Source organism: Paraburkholderia sp. CNPSo 3076 (assembly GCF_026343935.1).
Classification (GTDB): Bacteria; Pseudomonadota; Gammaproteobacteria; order Burkholderiales; family Burkholderiaceae; genus Paraburkholderia; species Paraburkholderia nodosa.
The window spans coordinates 222,657-241,345 of sequence record NZ_JAPMAL010000007.1; the positions used below are offsets into that span (position 1 = coordinate 222,657).

The 18,689-nt window shown below is 61.6% G+C and carries 15 protein-coding genes; 7 read left to right on the top strand and 8 right to left on the bottom strand.

Annotation, left to right across the window (positions count from 1 at the left end; all coding sequences use genetic code 11):
• Positions 1-259: 259 nt before the first annotated feature.
• The gene (locus tag M3A49_RS10610; RefSeq protein WP_266228634.1) at positions 260-2,131 is read left to right on the top strand and encodes an HAD-IIIC family phosphatase; all 1,872 of its coding nucleotides are present in this window, start codon (positions 260-262) and stop codon (positions 2,129-2,131) included.
• Between the two features lie 674 nt (positions 2,132-2,805).
• Here the strand turns inward: M3A49_RS10610 and M3A49_RS10615 are convergent.
• The 7 genes from M3A49_RS10615 to M3A49_RS10645 form a co-directional block, all read right to left on the bottom strand.
• Positions 2,806-3,981: a hypothetical protein gene (locus M3A49_RS10615; protein ID WP_266228635.1), complete on the bottom strand. Its 1,176-nt coding sequence runs from the start codon at positions 3,979-3,981 to the stop codon at positions 2,806-2,808.
• Positions 3,982-4,456: 475 nt separating this feature from the next.
• Positions 4,457-5,887 (bottom strand): UbiA family prenyltransferase, encoded by a 1,431-nt coding sequence (locus M3A49_RS10620; RefSeq protein ID WP_266228636.1) that lies wholly within the window; start codon positions 5,885-5,887, stop codon positions 4,457-4,459.
• A gap of 150 nt (positions 5,888-6,037) precedes the next feature.
• Entirely contained in the window at positions 6,038-6,463 is a 426-nt protein-coding gene (locus tag M3A49_RS10625) for a GtrA family protein (protein ID WP_266228637.1), read from the bottom strand.
• Positions 6,460-7,203 carry an SDR family oxidoreductase gene (locus tag M3A49_RS10630; protein WP_266228638.1) on the bottom strand — a complete coding sequence of 248 codons (744 nt, stop codon included), beginning with the start codon at positions 7,201-7,203 and terminating at the stop codon, positions 6,460-6,462. The genes M3A49_RS10625 and M3A49_RS10630 overlap by 4 nt, the downstream gene beginning before the upstream one ends.
• A complete protein-coding gene (locus M3A49_RS10635; protein ID WP_266228639.1) occupies positions 7,203-8,522 on the bottom strand; it encodes an FAD-binding oxidoreductase in 1,320 nt (439 codons plus the stop codon). Before M3A49_RS10635 ends, M3A49_RS10630 begins: the two co-directional genes overlap by 1 nt.
• Before the next feature lie 536 nt (positions 8,523-9,058).
• A complete protein-coding gene (locus M3A49_RS10640; RefSeq protein ID WP_266228640.1) occupies positions 9,059-10,150 on the bottom strand; it encodes a TAXI family TRAP transporter solute-binding subunit in 1,092 nt (363 codons plus the stop codon).
• 58 nt (positions 10,151-10,208) lie between these two features.
• Positions 10,209-11,297 carry a hypothetical protein gene (locus tag M3A49_RS10645; protein ID WP_266228641.1) on the bottom strand — a complete coding sequence of 363 codons (1,089 nt, stop codon included), beginning with the start codon at positions 11,295-11,297 and terminating at the stop codon, positions 10,209-10,211.
• 894 nt (positions 11,298-12,191) lie between these two features.
• Between M3A49_RS10645 and groES the strand changes: the two genes are divergently transcribed.
• On the top strand, positions 12,192-12,482 hold the full coding sequence (gene groES, locus M3A49_RS10650; protein ID WP_028202123.1) for a co-chaperone GroES: 291 nt from the start codon (positions 12,192-12,194) through the stop codon (positions 12,480-12,482).
• A gap of 44 nt (positions 12,483-12,526) precedes the next feature.
• On the top strand, positions 12,527-14,167 hold the full coding sequence (groL, locus tag M3A49_RS10655; RefSeq protein WP_254356342.1) for a chaperonin GroEL: 1,641 nt from the start codon (positions 12,527-12,529) through the stop codon (positions 14,165-14,167).
• A 252-nt stretch (positions 14,168-14,419) separates the two neighbouring features.
• On the opposite strand, the gene M3A49_RS10660 is transcribed toward groL, so the two are convergent.
• Positions 14,420-15,265, bottom strand: a complete 846-nt coding sequence (locus M3A49_RS10660; RefSeq protein ID WP_266228642.1) for a hydroxymethylpyrimidine/phosphomethylpyrimidine kinase — start codon at positions 15,263-15,265, stop codon at positions 14,420-14,422.
• A 284-nt stretch (positions 15,266-15,549) separates the two neighbouring features.
• Between M3A49_RS10660 and M3A49_RS10665 the strand changes: the two genes are divergently transcribed.
• The 4 genes from M3A49_RS10665 (at position 15,550) to ruvX (ending at position 18,672) form a co-directional block, all read left to right on the top strand.
• Positions 15,550-15,720, top strand: coding sequence for a rubredoxin (locus M3A49_RS10665; protein ID WP_008342674.1), 171 nt, complete (start codon positions 15,550-15,552; stop codon positions 15,718-15,720).
• Between the two features lie 196 nt (positions 15,721-15,916).
• Positions 15,917-17,428 carry a hypothetical protein gene (locus M3A49_RS10670; RefSeq protein ID WP_266228643.1) on the top strand — a complete coding sequence of 504 codons (1,512 nt, stop codon included), beginning with the start codon at positions 15,917-15,919 and terminating at the stop codon, positions 17,426-17,428.
• 234 nt (positions 17,429-17,662) lie between these two features.
• Positions 17,663-18,241 (top strand): YqgE/AlgH family protein, encoded by a 579-nt coding sequence (locus M3A49_RS10675; RefSeq protein ID WP_028202127.1) that lies wholly within the window; start codon positions 17,663-17,665, stop codon positions 18,239-18,241.
• Positions 18,238-18,672 carry a Holliday junction resolvase RuvX gene (gene ruvX, locus M3A49_RS10680; RefSeq protein WP_266228644.1) on the top strand — a complete coding sequence of 145 codons (435 nt, stop codon included), beginning with the start codon at positions 18,238-18,240 and terminating at the stop codon, positions 18,670-18,672. Before M3A49_RS10675 ends, ruvX begins: the two co-directional genes overlap by 4 nt.
• The last annotated feature ends 17 nt before the right edge of the window (positions 18,673-18,689 follow it).

An 18,689-nucleotide genomic window follows, 5' to 3' on the forward strand; every position in this document is an offset into this window, starting at 1 on the left:
ACTCGGCAAGCTTGCACATCCCGTTTCCTCTCCTCCAGTTTGATCCCCTTGAAGTTCGAAGCTCTCGTCAAGGCCGGGTTCTTTCCCTTTATATCTCACCGATCGGCACCGTTATCTCGAGGACGTTCATAAACGTCAGGCGCGCCGCATCCGGCTGGGGTTGTGTATGTCGGCGCACAGATGGTGCGTCTGCGCTCTGCTCTAATCTCAAGGCCGTTACCGGCAGCGTGTGGAGAACGTTTCGACTTCGAGGTCCCAAATGCGTCAATTTGTCCGCGATTTGTTTTACTCGTCCGTCGCCGATAAACAGGTCAATTTACCGCTGCCGCCGACGTCGCTCGCGATTCATTCGCGCAAGCTCAATATTTTGCTGTTGGGCACGTGTTCAGTGGAGATGCTCGTCAAGCGAAGCGCAAACTCCGGGCACAACATCCGGCACATACTGATGGGCTCAAGACGCCACGCCCCGATCCCGGAGGCCGCACCTACCGATGACGTCGTCGTCGTGAATCTCACGCTCCGTCACATTCTGGGTGAAGTGACGCAAACGCCTGAACCTGTGGTGGACATGGTTTTTTCGCGCCTGTGTTCCGACGACGAAGCGCGCTCTTTTCTGGAGAGAACAGGGGAATATCTCGCCCAGAAGGTGGCGCAGGTCGCCGCGCAGATCACGACGGCTCCGATTGTCTTCATGTCGTTTTTCGAGCCGAGCTTCAATTACGACGGCGATCTCATCGATCCATTCGGTATGACATCACCTGGATATCTGGTGCGGGAGATCAACCGGCTTTTGTCGGACGCCGTGCACAAGACGAATAATTGCTACTTTCTCGACGCCAACGAAATATTGAATTTTATTGGCCGCCGACATCTGCAGGACGACGTTCTGTTGAGCAGTTCACATGCCTCATTCATCAACGATTGGGACTTCAAACTGGATGCGAATCGTCTGATTGCGCCTAAAGCGATTGGGAATATCGTGACATATGAGGTCGCGTCCCGCGAATTTACCCTCGCATTCCTTTCCAGGATTGAAGCGATAGTCAAGGTCATCGAGCAACGAGACCCAGTGAAGCTGATTATCGTCGACCTCGACGACACCATGTGGCGCGGTGTGGCAGCGGAAGGCGAGAGCGTGAGCCAGGAACAGCGCATCGAAGGCTGGCCTATCGGCCTCGCTGAAGCCTTGCTGTTCTTCAAGAAGCGTGGCGGATTGCTGGCGATCTGTAGCAAGAATGAAGAAGCGCCAACCATTGAACGGTTCAACGCCATCTGGCGCGGCGCCATCACCATGGACGACTTCGCGTGCGTGCGCATCAACTGGAAGCCCAAGTCGCAGAACATCCTTGAAATCCTCAAGGAGGTGAATCTGCTTCCGGGCAACTGTGTCTTTATCGACGACAACGACCGTGAGTTGTCGGAGGTGAAGGCGGCGATTCCAGCCATTCGTTGCCTCGGTGGCAATCATTACGACTGGCGGCGAATCATTTTGCGATCGGCCGAAACGCAGGTCCCCGTCGTCACCGAAGAGTCATCGCGCCGCACCGAACTAGTGCGCGCGATCTCGCAGCGCGAAGCCAGTGCCGACGCGAACAATGGTGTTTCTCGGGACGAGTGGCTAGCGTCGTTACAGCTTCGCCAGTCATTCTTCTTGATCAAGACGCCGCAATCCAGACACTTCGATCGTGCGTTCGAACTTATCAACAAGACAAATCAATTCAACACGACCGGGAAAAGATGGGAGCGGTCGGAGTTTGAAACGTTCATAAGCCAGGGCGGGTACTGCGTGGTCTCTTCGCTGCGCGACAAGTTGATCGACAACGGCATCATCTCCGTTTGCCTGATCAATGGCGAGAAGATCGTCCAGGTCGTGCTGTCGTGCCGCGTGTTTGGGCTTGGCGCGGAGTTGGTCGTCGGGGCGATTGCGACGCGGTTGGCGCTGAAGTCGGGCTCCGAAGTCCGCGCCGAGCTGGTCGACACCGGAAGGAATGCAACCTGCCACGACTATTTCAAACGGCTCGGATTCTCCCAAACGGCGGCGGGATTGTACTCGCGAACCGCGAACGAACTGCCGTCCTACATCGAGATCGAAAATCTGGGCGCGGCCGAGTTTCCTCCTGTCCGGATTTAGTGCAGCGCTCGATTGAGGCGTTTGCAAAGCAACGCAAGCGTCTCGATTGCCACCCACGCCGCCCAATGAAGGCAACCGGATGGGAAGGTCCGGTATGCTGACGTGGCGCTCGCGCAGCGTTGGTTCTACAGAGAGGTCAAAAAGAATGATAAGCCCGACCAGTCCCTTCCCAGTGTTTGCCGCGGTGCTCCTTGCACTCGCGACTGCCTGAGTTCTGATCTGGCGATTCGGCGCCCCCAACGCTGCGGGACGCTTTGCAACGATTGACGGATTGAGAGGATACTTGGCTTTTTTCGTTTTTATGCACCATTCCTGCATATGGTACTTCTACATCAAAACCTCACAGTTTGACTCCCCCCATCAATATTCAGCCCTCTGGAGCACTGGTTCACGATCCTGCTGACCACTCCCGTCTTGATTCTTGTCAGCGATACGACCTTCCGCTTGATCGAGAAGCCTGCCATGCAATACACCGAAAGTGTTAGCAAGTGGGTGCGCCAGGCAATGTTTACGAAGCGCGGCGCTTTGGAAGAGTCGCTTTGAATGCCTTGGCGCAGCTTCGGCTTTCACGCGAACTAGCCGCAGGCCATAGTGCTCGAATCTGCTGGGGACATCGGCCTGCAGCTGGATCAGAGGACTGATTCCAGCGCGGACCAATTCCCTCTTGTGCACAATTATTTCTCGTGCGCCGCGCTTCCAGATGCTTTTGTCCACGAGCTACGTAGGGGCCAATGGCAGGCCACTGCCGCAACCAGCAGGACGTAGGTTGCGAGGAAGTAGTAGGTTAGAGAATGCACTCGAATATCAAACAATCCTTCGAGGCATAGAGGCAGGATGGTCAGGAAAGGGAAAGTCTTCAAAAATCGGCCCACCCACCCATCACCTCGTGACAAGAGGATCATGGACAAATAGAGGCAAACCGCAAAAACGCTGAAATCATACGACATCAACCTCGGGTTGAGCAGAATGAGGATGGCGAGGAAATAAAACAACTCGCTCGTGGAGCTGATCTGCACAGCGCGTTGCCCATGCCTGTATCGAAGAGCTGCCGATATCAGTACCACGAGAAGCATCAGGAGAAGATGGAGAACAAAGCCGACTTTCCCCATCCCGAACTTGGAAAATACGCCAAAAATTGTCAGCCCTGCATCCCCATGCTGGATGATCTGATTGTAGATGGCGCCCTGGAATCCCGCCCACAGTTGCGGATAAAGAGCCGGTTGCGCAATGTAGATGCCGGCAACCGATAGCAGCACCGCGACGAATGCGAACAAACTGCGACGGGGCAGAAAAAGATAGAGCAAGACGTAGGCAAGGAAGTAGGGCTTTATGGCAGAAAATAATATGATGGCGATCGCATGAGGCGTCAACGTGTAGACCGACCGTTTCGTGTATAGAAAGTAGGATAGCGAAACGAGAAGCAGGTGCGCGAAGACGCTGATGTTTCCCGTCTGGATCGAAGCAAAGCCCGATCCGCCAATCAGGAAGCCGAGAACCAGGCAAGGCGCCAGGCGATGGTAGGGAATTTGAGACTTGAGACTCAGGCTAACGCAGGCGATGCCTGCGGCCGAGGCCAGTACCAGGAAAGCAAATGCTGTTGGGAAGTCGACAATGGAAAATACCTTGAGGAAAGCGGGCGGGTAAACAAATGGAAAGGCGCCCGATGCGCACGCATAGGGGTTTGGTCCCTGCGAGTAGCAACTCAAGCCTCTCTCATAGACGTGGTAGTCCCAGAAAAACGAACCGCTCGTTCCGCTGAATGCGAGAACTAAGAAGAAACAAGCGGCGGCAGATAAGCTCCAAATGGGCCATGCTTTGTCCTCGGTAACGCTCGCCATATCTAGCTTCAAGTACGCCCCCATCTCCGTTAATGACCGTCAAACTCTATGGCGGGAAAATCGCTGAACATGAATCCCGTCTGCGAATTCCCTAACCGGTCGCCGCGCAGTTCGCGCAGAATGATCGTGAAGTCGATCGCATATTCGGGTATTCGTTGGGGAAACGTGAGGGACCCACTACGACTTAGTCCATAGAGCGAAAACGCGAGCGCCGTCCACTGCCCTTCGGCTCTTCGGACGGTGGCACACGCACTCTGCCGGATTCAGTGCTCAACCGTAGAGCATGGTTGTAAGTGGGTCTGTGCGCCAGCGTACGTCGCCCGAGCGGGCAAATCCGAAACACCGCTCGACTTGCGGTGGTCCACGCCGTAGCCGAACACGCGTGCGCATGTGTCATCGATATGTTCGTCAGCCCGAGGGTATTCGCCCTGAACTTGCCGTCGTAACGGGAAGTGCACCGTGCCCAATTTTTTGTCGCTGGCGCGATTCAGATCGCGAGTAGCATGCTCAGGCCTGATAGCGCGATCACAGCGAGGCTCGCGCGATCCTTGAACGCAAACACGATCGGGTCGTCGTGCATCGTGCCGCGGAACGCGCACATCCAGATCCGGCTCACCCAGAAGAGCGTGAGCGCAAATGTCGCCCACAATGCCTGCGGATGGAGATATAGCGCCTTCATTTCCGGTGTGTTCAGATAAAGCGCAAGCACCAGCACGGCGAGGTACGCGGAAGCCGTGCCGAACGAGCGCAGGATCGAGATGTCCTGGGTGATGTAGCCGCGCCCCGCGGCTTCCGTCTTGCCTTCGCGCAGGATCGCGTCGAGTTCGACATAGCGCTTGACCATGGCGAGCGAGAGGAAAATCGGCACGCAGAACAGGATCAGCCAGTACGAGAGCGGAATGCCGGTCGCCGCGCCGCCAGCGATTACGCGCACCGTGTACAGGCACGCAAGCGTGAACACATCGACGAGCGTCATGCGTTTGAGCGCGAACGAGTAGGCGACAGTGGTCACGAAATAGGCGGCCAGTACGGCGCAAAACTCCCGCGGCAGGAGTGCCGCAAGGCCGCCGCTGGCGGCGAGCAGTGCAGCAGTGAGCACGATGCCGAATTTTAGAGACAGCTTTCCCGAAGCGAACGGCCGGCTGCGCTTGCGCGCGTGCCGCCGGTCTGCGTCGAGATCGAGCATGTCGTTAAGCAGGTACACCGACGAAGCGGCCAGGCTGAACGACAGAAACGCGATGCAGGCGGCAGCGAGTGCGGAACGATCCGTAAAACGGTGTGCGGTGAGAAGCGGCACGAAGATCAGCACGTTCTTCACCCATTGATGCACGCGCATTTCCTTGAGCACGAGCGGAATCAGCCGGCGCTTTTGCTCGAAAAAGATAATGGCGGCATTTGTCTTGCGGGCCGCGGCAGCGATGTGCCTGTCACCCACCACAATTGCCTGGCGGGCCTGGCGCCATACCGGCAAGTCCGCACGCGCGTCGCCGCAGTAGTCGAAGCCGTGGTCGCCGAATTGCTCAACGAGCGCTCGCGCCTTGTTCTTGCCGAGCAGGTTGTTGCTGACCGTGCTCGCGAGCACACCGGTAAAGAGCCCAACGTGTGCGGCGATCTGGGAGGCGAGGCGCTGGTTAGTCGCCGTGCACAGATACAGATCGCGCCCGCTCGCTCGCTCGTCGCGCAGCCAGGCGAGCAGCTCGGTGTTGTAGGGCAGGACGCCGACGTCGATGTTCACGCGCTGTGCGATCTGCTCCTTCAGGTAGGCACGCCCGCGCAGCGCCCAGGCGAAGCACAGAAAGATCGAAAGTGGACTTTGTTTGACGAGCACAAAGAAGGCTTCAAACAACAGGTCGGTGCGCGTGAGCGTTCCGTCCAGGTCCACACACAGCGGGACAGGGTGTGCTGCGGGCGTGGCCATGTTCATTCTCCGTGCCGGGGCAGGAACAGGTGGACCGGTTGTTGGCGTGCTGCGCGGAGCACAGGACGGGCGGCACTCGCACAGTCCGCGATCCGGGAACGCATCGTAGCTACGGCGGCGTAGAGCCTCTGTGCTGCAACGCACACGTGGTCAGGAAAAAACGAAGCGTTTGTCGAGGTGGTATTTCGTGACATAGCCGATCACCAGACCGAGTGCGCCACCAGCCAGGCGCGCGATTTCCTCGTGAAAGAGCGCATCCGCGGCGAATTCCACCGCCCAGAAAACGACTGTCGTGCCGAGTCCCATAGCAACGTACAGTGCGAACGTGCGCACACCGTGCGCAACGCTGCGGTGCTCGTAGCGGAATATCCACGCCTTGTCGAGCAGGTATTTGACGACCAGCCCGACGCCTGTTCCGATGCAGACCGAAATTGCAACTGCATACAGGCCCTGGTACAGGTGGAACGCGAGGCTCTGGCTGCCTAAATTCGCGCCGATCGAAATGGCGGCGAACGCCGCATACCAGAACACGAGCCGCGAGCGGCTGAGCGTCATGCTGGCCGCCGGGCTGCTCATAGGGAAATCCTCTTGAATACGAAACCAGGCAGCGAGCGGATCACGAGCATGATTTCTGCCCAGAACCACGGCGTGTAGATCGAATCCTTGCCGCGCTCCACGGCGCGAACGATGTCTGTCGCCACGCGTTCGGGCGAGGCGACGAGCGGGCCCGGCAGCGCGAGTCCGGCTGTCATTGGCGTGTTCACAAAACCCGGCTTGATCGTCAGGACCTTCACGTTCGACTTGAAGAGCCGCGCGCGCAGCCCTTCGCAGAAGGTCGTCACCGCCGCCTTGGCGGTGCCGTAGACATAGTTCGAAGGGCGCCCGCGGTCGCCTGCTACCGACGAGATGACGGCGATTGAACCGCTCTTCTGTTCCTCGAACACGGTGGCCAGCAGAGTGAGCAAGGCGATCGTCGAGAGGGCGTTGACGGTGATCTCGCGCACCGCAGCCTGTGGGTCGCGTTCGCACTCCGACTGGTCGGAGAGGGTGCCGTGCGCGAGTAGAACGATGTCGATGCGGCCAAGCTCTGTCATGGCGGCGTCGAGCATGGGGCGGTGCTGTTCGAAATCGTTCACGTCGAGCACGAACGTGCCGACTCGGCCAGCACCGCGTACGCGCAGGTCCTGAGCGACCGCGTCGAGACGCGTCGCGTGGCGCCCGGCCAGCATGAAGTTCGCCCCACGTTTGATCCATTCTCGAGCACACGCCACGGCGATGGCGGAGGAGCCGCCCACGATCAGAATGTTCTTGTCCATTACCGGGTTGTCCGTTGCCAGAAGCGCGACATCAAGGCCGGGTCGCGCAGTTGTTCGAGGGCCTGCCATGCGGGATAGGCGGCACGAAAATCCGCACCAGTCATGTGGGCATCCTTGGCCGGATATTGGCGGCCGCCCGCTTCGCGCACGATCGCGTCGAGTCGCGCGAAAAGCGTCGCGTTGCGCGTGTCATGCTGGGGAAAGTCGAGGGCGAGCGAGATTCCCTGCATCGGGAACGAGAGCAGCCCTGGAGAGACGAGCGGACCACAGCGCTTGAGCACCGCGAGGAATGAGCCCGCGTGGGTCGAGGCGATCGCGTCGAGGAACGCGTGCAAAGCGTCGCGGGCCGTGTCATCAGGCACGACGAATTGATACTGCTGAAAGCCGCGTCGCCCGTACAGGCGGTTCCATTCCCCGATGCTGTCGAGTGGATAGAAGTAACTCGCGCAGTTGACCACGGCGGGCCCTGCCTTGCTCGCCGCCCGACGGTAGTAGAACTCGTTAAAGAGCTTCAGCGTGTAGCGGTTCACGGGGGACCACGGCGGGGCGAACGGCACGCGCCGCACGGGCCGGTGCGGCATGTCGAAGCAGCGGTCGGTCGCATGGTCGGCGCTGACATAGATGCCGCGCCCAAGTGAGGCGCCGCGCCCTAAACAGTCGATCCACGCTACGCCGTACTCGTGCTTCGCGTCGCACTCGTTCGACAGCGCAAGAAACTCATCGAGATTGCCGAAGGGACTCGTGTGGGTGGCCAGGCGGCTCGACTCGACAGGCATCAGTTGCAGCTCGACCCATTCGACGATTCCTGTCAGGCCGAGGCCGCCGATCGTTGCGCGATAGAACTCCGCGTTTTCTTCGGGTGCGCATTCAAGTGGCTCGCAATCGGAGCGCAGCAGCGAAAAGCGACGCACATGTCGTCCGAAGGTGCCGCGCACGTGGTGGTTTTTACCGTGCACGTCGTTGGCAACCGCGCCGCCGAGCGTTACGAATTGCGTACCGGGCGTGACAGGCAACATCCAGCCGCGCGGCACCGCAAGCGTAAGCACGTCGCCGAGCGTGACGCCCGCTTCAGCACGAATGACGCCGGCTTTCCAATCCGCGGCAATGAAGCGGTCGAGACCGCGAAGCATGAGGACGTGGTCGGTGGCGGCAAGACAACTGTCGCCATAGCTGCGCCCATTGCCGAACGGCAATGTCGTACCGAAGCGATTGCCGGCATCGCGGAGCGCGGTCTGCGCGTTTTCCCGCCAACCGGGCTCGCGGCCGGTTTGCGGTGCGTACGGGTAGTGGCCCCAGGAACTGAGCTTCGAGACGCTCATGACATGCGATCGCGGGTTAATGAATTAACAGTAGGCGCATATTAGGGAGGCTGCGCCGGGATTACCGTTCGCCGGAACACAAAGTCCGCCTTCTGGCACACGAACTCTGCCTTGCCGGCAGCATTCTGGATCACAGGCTCTGCATTTGATCGGGATACGTCCCTCAGGAAAAGCGACGCGTAGCGTCGCCGAATCCGAGGCGAGCGAACTGCCGGGCGACCTCGTGGTCCGAGCCGTGTATTTCTATCGCATCCGTGAGCGGCGCTGCTTTACATGGCGGAACAAGCCTGCCCTTTGTCGGGATACAGACGATTGCGATCATGTTTGGCCGGGGCCAGCATCGGGGGATTTGCTGGCGTGTACACCGACATGCGGTTGGTTTATGTCATTCGCATAACTGGCCGATATTCTGCGTTAAGCGTGCATTTGCGTCTTTTCTCGGGTGAGTGCCGACACAAGGGCACTCTCGATTGCACTTCAGGCATATGTTCGTCGCGCGATTCGCCACGTGCTACTGGATACCCGTTCGTGTCGAATCACTTGCTGCAAAGTAGCAGCAGGCGCTCCTGGTCCGAGCACGGTCGTGCATTGACTTGTTCCGCGGCGGCTGCGCGTTGCGGCGCGGCCGCCTGCATCGCGGTGCGATGCGCGAAACAGGCCTTCAGACGTCGCTCAACGGGCGGATAGTATTGCCAGCCTTTGCCGAGGCCCGGCAGTTCGAGCTTCACCTGCTTCCACTTCGGATGGCCGTGCTCCTGCAGGTTGGTGAAGTTCTCGCACAGCGAATCAGCAAAACGTCTCAGGTTGCCGACCGTATCGCGCAGGTTGTAGTCATAGGTGACGAGAAAGGCCTTGACCGTCCACGTCGGCACGTCTTCTTTGAGCCAGTTCGGGTAGCTCGACACGTGGATCGTCGCGGGATAGTAGGTCTGCTTAGCGCGAGCCGTCTCTGGCGCGTTCGGATCGACGCGCAGGAAGCGGATCTGCTGCAGCAGCTCGGGGTTCATGTCGGTAAAGAGCTTGGCGGGCTGCCCGGCGACGATGATCGCCACATCGATCTTCTTGACGATGAGTGCGGCCAGCGCATCTTCGTTGCTCAGATGCTGCGCGTTCTGCTCGGGAATCGGCTGGCCGAACATGAGGCGGTACAGCGTCGTCGCCGACTGCGCGGTGCCGCTGCCGATCAGGCCGACGCTGATCACCTTGTCCTTGATCTCGTTGATCGTCTTCATCGGTGAGTCGCTACGCACCACGAAGTAAATCTCTTCGTCATAGAGCGGCATGATGAGTCGCAGCGGCCGTATCAGCGTGCCGGCCTCCTCGTTGCCGGAATTGGCCATGTCGACGTAGGCCTGGTAGACGTCGGACTGCACGAGCGCGAGCTTCACGCCGGGCTCGAACCGCATGCGCTGCACGTTTTCCGCCGAGCCTTTCGATGGGATCACTGCGAGGTCGATGCCCGCCGGCTGCGCGACCCATTTCGCCAGGTCCTGGCCGATCTGAATGTACGTCCCGCGCTCCGGGCCGGTTACGATTTTGTAGTTCGCGTCTGCAGCGGCGGAGACGGCGAGCGGCGCAAAAAGCAGGGCGACCAGTCCTGCCAGTGCCGCGAGGGTCATTTTCAGCATGATTTTTCGCCCACGTTGGAAGTGATGAACGGCGGTTCCCCATTTCATGGAATCGTTTTCAATGTGTGGCTTCGGAGGGGGCGGCGTGCTTCCAACCGAGTTGGAGAATTGCGCGTTCCTGTGCATCGGCGCCGTTGTCGTTGCTGGGCGGACCCGGCGCGCCCGTGCTGGCGGATTCGTCCGCAGCGGACGCCGTGGCGCTCGCATTCGCATCGCCGAGGTCCGTTGGATTCACGGTCGCTGGAGAGTTGGTCGCGCCCGGCAGCGGGGGAGGCGGCGCGGATGCGGGTGGGTCTTTCGATGCTGACGGGGTGGCCGCGGCCCAGTCTTGCGACGACGGCAACGGTACGGTGCGCGCATCGCGCGGCAGTGGCACCGCCGCATCCATTTGCGCTGCGCCCCTCGGCGAACGGAGCGGCGACCAACCCGTCGCCAGAATGGCGCGCTCCATTAACGATCGCGCGTGCAGGCTGCCCGGATCAATCGCGAGCGCCTCCGATGCCTGTTGCTGCACGCAGGCCCAGGCACGTTGCGTCGCGCATCGGTCTGCGCTTTGCAGCGTGTCGTCGCGGCGTTGCGCGCGCGCTGCAATGTCCTGCGCGTCTTTGAAGTGCGGAATTGCGCCCGGTTTCGGCGCGGCGAACTGCGGCCCCGTGTCGGCAGCCGGGGGCATCACGTTAGTCTGTTGATGAGGCGAGTAGGGCGGGACTGAACCGTCCGTCGAGTACGTGGTGCTACGAGCTTCGCGGGGCCCCTCCTGCTTGTGCCGTTCGCCGAACAGCACAAACGCGGCACACGCGATCGCGAGAATGAGCGAGACGAGTAAAAGCCCCTTCGTGAAGCGCTGGCGACCCGTGTGCCTGAGCAGCCGCCGATACTCGAGCTCATAGTGGTGGAGATAGTCGGCGTGCACCGATGGGCGATTGGATGCGGACGCACCGGCCGGCGATAGCTTCGCGACGGCAGGCATAGGCACTGCCATAGGGCCATGGGCTCTTGACGCGGCTTTCGGATGCACGCGCGCAGCGGTATCCAGCGGACGATCCGCGCCGCAGTAAGGGCAGGAATCGATCTGCTGGTAGAGCACTCCCCCACAGAGCTTGCATGGTGTGGGGAAACTCTGGTCACGAGCAATCTGAGCGGACATGCTGTCGTTCCACCGTCATGGCGACGCCATTTCGGCATGTTCAGGATCGTCGTTGAAGCGATCGGCGAGGCCTCGCGGAACCCACGATCTGCATGCGCAGGAAAGCGGCGGTGCCTGACCGGACGCAGCCGCTTGAAGGATCATATGAGGGATTGTCCGTTCATACGTTAATTACCAGTGTTGCTTACCGCACATATGCGTTGCCGCTGGCCTCAAAGCCAGCGCCGCTGGCGCACGTCGAAAAGCACGGGTGAGCTGGCGCCCGACGGAGTCGGCGAAGCCCTGAATCCGACCGACCTTAAGAAACTGGGCACGCGGTGGTTTTGGCAACGAGGCCGGTCGGACCGACTACCGGCGAATGCGCGTGCCCGCGGCTTGTGCTCCGCGCAATAGTGTTAGCGCATGACAAAACATGGATCGATAATACTACTCTATGGATATGCGTCGTATTGTTGAGCACGTGCGCGCATTGGCGTGGTAACAATTCCCTTTGGTTGGTTGGCCCAGTCCTCGGCACGGGGTTGGGGATTTCCCCGAGAGGCGTCTCAGATGGCTCGACACGCGAGAGCGCGCCTCCACTTCCAGACCCAGGCACCCCCTTGTCTTCCCAAGTCGGATGGCATGCTATGTCATTGTTTTAACTGGAAAATATTATGGCGCGGCACTCAAATTTCGGGCGCCCGATAGTTCAAATTGGATTGACAAAGAGTGGTTCCCACCTCAACGGCGACTTCCCATTCCGCCCTTCTTGAATTTGTCACTCCTCGTCCATATAATTAGCACTCACCGCATGAGAGTGCTAACAACTCTGGTGCTAACAACATCTCTGGCTGGCGGTTACCGGCAGCCAGGTTTTCTTGAGTCTCTTCAAGTCCCAATCAACAGAGGAAATCCATGAACCTTCGTCCTTTGCATGATCGCGTGATCGTCAAGCGCCTGGATCAAGAAACCAAGACCGCTTCGGGCATCGTGATCCCGGACGCAGCGGCAGAAAAGCCGGATCAAGGCGAAGTCCTGGCCATCGGCCCGGGCAAGCGCGACGACAAGGGCGCCCTGATCGCGCTCGACGTGAAGGTCGGCGATCGCGTCCTGTTCGGCAAGTACGCTGGCCAGACCGTCAAGGTCGATGGCAACGAACTGCTCGTGATGCGTGAAGAAGACATCATGGCCGTGGTGAACAAGTAAGTTCATTCCACCGCTCACTATTCAAGAATTCAAGGAGTTAGAAGATGGCAGCTAAAGACGTCGTGTTCGGCGATTCCGCCCGTTCCAAGATGGTTGAAGGCGTGAACATTCTCGCCAACGCAGTGAAGGTCACGCTGGGTCCGAAGGGCCGCAACGTGGTGCTCGAGCGCTCGTTCGGCGGCCCGACGGTCACCAAGGACGGTGTCTCGGTCGCAAAGGAAATCGAGCTCAAGGACAAGCTCCAGAACATGGGCGCGCAAATGGTCAAGGAAGTGGCTTCCAAGACCAGCGACAACGCCGGTGACGGCACGACGACGGCTACGGTTCTGGCCCAGTCGATCGTCCGCGAAGGCATGAAGTACGTCGCATCGGGCATGAACCCGATGGACCTGAAGCGCGGCATCGACAAGGCTGTCGCAGCAGCGATCGAAGAGCTGCGCAAGGTCAGCAAGCCCTGCACGACCAACAAGGAAATCGCGCAAGTCGGCTCGATCTCGGCAAACAGCGACACGTCGATCGGCGACCGTATCGCTGAAGCGATGGACAAGGTTGGCAAGGAAGGCGTCATCACCGTCGAAGACGGCAAGTCGCTGCAAGACGAGCTGGAAGTTGTCGAAGGTATGCAGTTCGACCGCGGCTACCTCTCGCCGTACTTCATCAACAACCCGGACAAGCAAGTCGCCGTGCTGGAAAGCCCGTTCGTCCTGCTGTTCGACAAGAAGATCTCGAACATCCGTGATCTGCTGCCGGTTCTGGAACAAGTCGCGAAGGCTGGCCGTCCGCTGCTGATCATCGCTGAAGACGTCGAAGGCGAAGCCCTCGCCACGCTGGTCGTCAACAACATCCGCGGCATCCTGAAGACTGTTGCTGTCAAGGCTCCGGGCTTCGGCGACCGTCGCAAGGCCATGCTGGAAGACATCGCGATCCTGACCGGCGGTCAAGTCATCGCGGAAGAAACCGGCCTCACGCTCGAAAAGGCAACGCTGGCCGAACTCGGTCAAGCCAAGCGCATCGAAGTGGGCAAGGAAAACACGACGATCATCGACGGCGCTGGCGAAGGCGCGAACATCGAAGCGCGCGTGAAGCAAATCCGCACGCAAATCGAAGAAGCGACCTCGGACTACGACCGTGAAAAGCTGCAAGAACGCGTTGCCAAGCTGGCAGGCGGTGTTGCAGTGATCAAGGTTGGCGCTGCGACCGAAATCGAAATGAAGGAAAAGAAGGCACGCGTGGAAGACGCGCTGCACGCAACCCGCGCTGCCGTTGAAGAAGGCATCGTCCCGGGCGGCGGCGTTGCGCTGATCCGTGCACGCACGGCAATTGCCAGCGTGAAGGGCGCCAATGCAGACCAGGACGCCGGTATCAAGATCGTCCTGCGCGCCATGGAAGAGCCGCTGCGCCAGATCGTCACGAACGGCGGCGAAGAAGCGTCGGTGGTCGTGGCAGCGGTTGCAGCTGGCAACGGCAACTACGGCTACAACGCAGCGACCGGCGAGTACGGCGACCTGGTTGAAGCCGGCGTGGTCGACCCGACCAAGGTCACGCGCACCGCACTGCAAAACGCAGCTTCGGTTGCTGGCCTGCTCCTGACGACGGACGCTGCTGTTGCTGAAGTGCCGAAGGAAGATGCTCCGATGGCCGGCGGCATGCCCGGCGGCATGGGCGGCATGGGCATGGACATGTAATGCGATCCGGAGTTGGCGCTTTAGCTGTCGACCAGAGTTAGCGCTTCAGCGCTTACTTTGGTCCCATGCAAAGCTCCTACTCCGGTCCCAGGCAGAGCCAAGGCTCGCGCCGAAATTACATCGCCGTGCAGGGAACGCCCCGTGAGGGGTGTTTCCCTCGCCCGAAAAGAAAAAAGCCCGCAGCGATGCGGGCTTTTTTTCGTCCGGGCGGTTTGCACGCTTGGCCTCCGGGTAGAAGGCCAAGTCGTAGTTTTATTGCTTCGCTTCGCCCGGAGATGCTTCATCCGCGTCCGTGTCGTTGCTGCGCGCCCAGAAGAACCGGTCGGGCAACCAGGCGCCCATTCCAGGCCTGAACGCGTTCTGCACGGCCTGATACACATATTCCTGCGCCTCGCGCACGGCCTCGGGCGGTTCCTGCCCATTGGCAAGCAGCGCGGCGATGGCGGCGCCGAGCGTGTCGGTCAGGCCCATCATCGGCTGCGTGGAGCGGTCCCACAGGTCCTGGCGCAACTGGCCATCTTCGCAATACAGCGTGTTGACCACGCGATGCGTGCCCGTTTCCATCGCCAGGATGAACTCGCAGCCCATGGCGAGCAGGTGTGCAATGGCCGCGTCGACACTGGGCGCCTCGGCGTCGCCATCCGGCTGCGCGAGCGCGATCAGCGTGGCGGAGTCAGCCACGAGCAGCGTGGTTTGCGGCACGAGCAGGTCGGCCATGGCTTCGCGCAGCTCGTCGGCGGCGAGCACGTGCTCGTCGTCGAGCGTGAAGTCGGGGGCGAGGATGAGCGCCAAGTCGTCGTAGTCGGCGACCACTTCGGCGATCGCGCTCACGACCTCGGCGCGCGCGCACGCGCCGACCTTGAACGCCGCGATTGGCATGTCTTCGAGCAGCATGCGCGCCTGGGTGGCGACGGTTTCCGGATCGAGGCCGGTCACTTCATCGCAGCCCGCGGAGTCGCGCACCGTGTAGCCGGTCAGCGCGGTGACGCCGTGGCAACCCATGCTGGCGAGCGTGAGCAGGTCGGCTTGCAGTCCGCCGCCGCCGGTCGGGTCGGAAAGGCCGAAGGTGAGGACGATGGGAGGGGTGTCGCTGGGCATGAACGTGGCGAGATGGATTGGACTTCGGGCGCGGCGTACCGCGCCGTCATAAGAGAGTGCTTCAATTATGCGGCTTATCGATGAATCCGGGGGACGGATGACGCCGGCGCGTGCGACGATTTTTCCGCGCTGCACGAGCCGCTCGCGGCAACGCATTCTGTTTGATCCCGTGCAGGCCAGATTTCCTCTTGCTAGGCATGGAAACGGCAACAAGGTACCATCATGGCTCTCGTTTCCCCGATTTTTTTTCCGACTGGTTTCGGACTTTTCGACGCGGCATAAGAATGGAATATAGAAGCTGGATGTGCCTGATCTGCGGCTGGATTTACGACGAAGAAGCCGGTTTGCCAGACGAAGGCATTGCCCCCGGCACGCGCTGGGAGGATGTCCCGATCAACTGGACCTGTCCTGAGTGCGGCGCGCGCAAGGAAGACTTCGAGATGGTCCAGATCTGAGCGCGTTGCTCAGGTAGCTGGCGATAGCCGGCGCGCAGTCTGGCTGCAGATTCCAGAAGTGTGGCGGGTGCGGAGTGCGGTGTCGCGACGGCGGGCACCGTATTTGCGCTTGCCGTCGCGGTTGTCGACGCTAACGTCGACGCTGCTGTCGAGATTGCCCGCCTGGTCGGCCCGCTAATGTTTTCGGCGCTGCCCTATGAGTCATCCTTCAAGCTCTGATGTGTGGTTCGAAGCGTTGCCGAATCCGCGCGGCGGCACGGTGCCGTTCGCGCATGGCGCGCTCGCCCAGGCGCTCGTCGCGCTCGAAGAGCAGCGTGACGTGGCCCGGCCGCTGCGCCAGGCTGCCCGCACGCTGCACGATGCCGGCTGGCTTGCCGCGGCGCGCTTTGCCGATACGCTGCTCCTCGCTTCTCCGCTCGCGCTCGCCGCGCCGGTGCCCGTAGCACCGCCGCCGGGCTTGCCCGCGCGGCCGCTCCATGCTCCCGAGGATGCGCAGGGCGCGGAAATCCGCGCCTTGTTCAGCGAGGCGCTCGAAGAGCTCGTCGGCGCGCTCGAGCGCCGCAATCTGCGCGAGCTGGCGTGCTCGCCCGCGCTTTTCGCGCGCCAGCACGCGCTCGTGGCTGCGCTCGCGCAGTACATGCCGGGCGTTGCGCTCGCCTACGAGGACGTGGCGTTGCAGGGCCGGCCACTCGCGCCCGCCTCGCTGCATCCGCAGTCGGCGCAGCGCTTCGGCCAGGTGCGGGCTCGCTTTGAGCAGGCCCTGCTGCATGCGCTGAAATCGCAAATCGGCAACGGCAGCCGTGCGGCCAACGCGCTCGCGCTCGCGGCGTTCGACGAAATGGACGCCTGCATGGCCGAGCTATCGAGTCCCGATCCCTACGACTTCTGGCGACTTGCCGCCGCGTGCGGACGTGCGCTGCGGCGCGGCGTGGTGTCGTGGGGCGACGAGGGCGTGCGGCGGCTTTACGCGCGCTGCAATCTGCTGATCGGCGAGCACGCGCGCGGCCTGCGCTTCGCGCCGCAAACGCTCGTGCGCTCGACGCTGGCGCTGCTCTGGCGCGACTACGCGCTCTTCGGGGCCGCCGCGGAAGATACTGCTGACGTCGATCTGCTACACGACTACGGCTTGACCGTGGAATGGCACATTGCCGGGACGCAAGCCTCGGAGGCGCTCTGGGAAGCCGGCAGCGCGCAGGCCGGCGCGCTCGCGGCGCGTCTGGCGCCCACTCGCGAGCTGGGCGCGCTGGTCGTGAACGGCAACGCGTATGAAGATTTTCTGCAGACCGCCGATGCGGCCATGATCGCGCTCGGCACGCACTCGCGCACGCTGACGTTGCGCGGCGCGGGCGCGGAGGCGGCCGACGCGCTGGTCGCGGCCGAGGCGGCGTATCGCATCGGCGCCGCGGCCTGGGCGCTCGGTCTCGGGCACGTCGGCCAGCTCGCGGATGCACTGGGCCTCGCCTGGCGGCGCACCGCGCACGCAGCAACGCTCGCGGCGCTCGAGGCGCGGGGCGCGCCGTCGGTACAGCCGCCCGGTGCCGAAGCGATCGAGCACGCCAGCGAGGCGCTGCGCGCCATGCTGCACAAGGTCGCGGCGGGCGTCGCGCAGCCTGACGCGACGCCCGCTGTGCGCGCGCTAGGCGCGGCGATCGTCAGCGGCGCGGCGCAAAGGGCGGTGCAAAATGCAGTGCAAAATATTGCGCACTGAATGTACCGGGCGGGTGGATCAGCGGCGTGCGCCTGGCCCCGCAGGCGCCGGGCATTGGCCTTGCGCCACGTGCCCATTGCCTTGCAAGGGCGCAGCGCGCGCGTGTTAGAGTGAGCCATTCCCTGCAATGCGCAACGCGTAGCGGCTGGCAAAGTGCGAGGCAGCCATCGGGCGCCCGACCTCCGGCCTGGCAGCGCGCCGCCATTGCGCATCGTCTTTGCTAGAATTCAAACCATGTCCAAGAGTACCGATCGCATCAATCTGACCAACCAGTTCCTGATCGCCATGCCGAACATGGCGGACCCCACGTTTTCAGGAACGGTGGTCTACCTTTGCGATCATTCGGAGCGCGGCGCGCTCGGTCTCGTCATCAATCGGCCCACCGACATCGATCTCGAGGCGCTCTTTTCCCGCATCGACCTGAAGCTCGAAATCGAGCCGCTCCTGCACGTGCCCGTCTATTTCGGCGGCCCGGTGCAGACCGAGCGGGGCTTCGTGCTGCACGCGCCCGCCGAGGGCACGAGCTATACGTCTTCGATGTCGGTGCCGGGCGGGCTTGAGATGACCACGTCGAAGGACGTGCTCGAAGCCGTTGCCAACGGCAGCGGCCCCGAGCGCTTCCTTCTCACGCTCGGCCATGCCGGCTGGGGCGCGGGTCAGCTCGAGGACGAAATCTCGAAGAACGGCTGGCTCACGGTCGAGGCCGATCCGAAGATCGTGTTCGACGTGCCCGCCGAAGAGCGTTTCGAGGCAGCGCTCGCGCTGCTCGGCATTTCGTCGACGATGCTGTCGGGCGAGGCGGGTCACGCATGAGCGTGGCCGCTGGGCGAGGGGCCGGCGAGGCCACCTTGCTTGCGTTCGATTACGGCGAAAAGCGCATCGGCGTGGCGCTCGGCAATGCGCTCACGCGCAGCGCCAGGGCGCTCACCGTCATTCCCAACAGGAGTCGCGACTATCGTTTCGAAGCGATAGGCGAGTTGCTGCGCGAGTGGCAGCCCGACCTGCTCGTGGTTGGCTTGCCGTGCCATCCGGACGGCACGCCGCACTTCATGACGCAGCACGCGAAGCGCTTCGGCAACCAGCTCAACGGCCGCTTCGGTCTGCGGGTGGTATGGGTGGACGAGCGCTATTCGTCTGTCGACGCCGAAGCGCGGCTGCGCGAGCGCGGCGAACGCGTCGAGCATGTCGACGCCGAAGCGGCCTCCGTGATTCTCCAGCAGTACCTCGACGAACTCCCGCTCTGACTAGCACGCGAGTTGAC